This window comes from Streptomyces sp. NRRL S-495 (genome assembly GCF_000966955.1).
In the GTDB taxonomy this organism is placed as follows: domain Bacteria; phylum Actinomycetota; class Actinomycetes; order Streptomycetales; family Streptomycetaceae; genus Kitasatospora; species Kitasatospora purpeofusca.
In genome coordinates this window covers 1-480 of record NZ_JZWY01001344.1, presented here as the reverse complement: position 1 = coordinate 480, position 480 = coordinate 1, and the positions used below count along the sequence as shown (strand labels likewise).

The following is a 480-nucleotide window of genomic DNA, read 5'->3' as shown; positions in this document are numbered from 1 at the left end:
CCGGGCCAGGCTGTGGCCGGCCAGGTACAGCTCGCCGGGCACGCCGACCGGGACCGGCGCCAGGTACTCGTCCAGGACGTGGGCGCGGGTGCCGAGCACGGGGTGGCCGAGCGAGGGGCGCTCGGAGTCCGCGAAGGGCTGGACCAGGGTGTCGACGGTGGCCTCGGTGGGGCCGTAGAGGTTGTGGCCGGTGAGCTGCGGGGTCTCCCGCAGCCTGGTCCAGAGAGCCTGGCCGACGGCCTCGCCGCCGAGCAGCAGCACCTTCGGGGCGCGGCCGGCCGTGCCATCGGCGCCTTCCTCGCCGTCCTCGTCCAGCAGGCCCTCGGCGAGCAGCTGTTCGGCGTAGGAGGGGGTGACGTTGACGGTGGTGATGCCGGTGTCCCGCACATGGCGCACCAGCGCGGCCGCGTCGCGGCGCAACTCGTCGCCGATCAGGTGCAGTTCATGGCCGGCGACCAGCCAGAGCAGGCTGTCCCAGGA

1 protein-coding gene is annotated in these 480 nt (G+C 74.2%); it reads right to left on the bottom strand.

All coding sequences use genetic code 11. From position 1 onward, the window contains the following. Nucleotides 1–480: AMP-binding protein (locus VR45_RS41590; RefSeq protein ID WP_045945182.1), on the bottom strand; the 480-nt coding region annotated here is incomplete at both ends.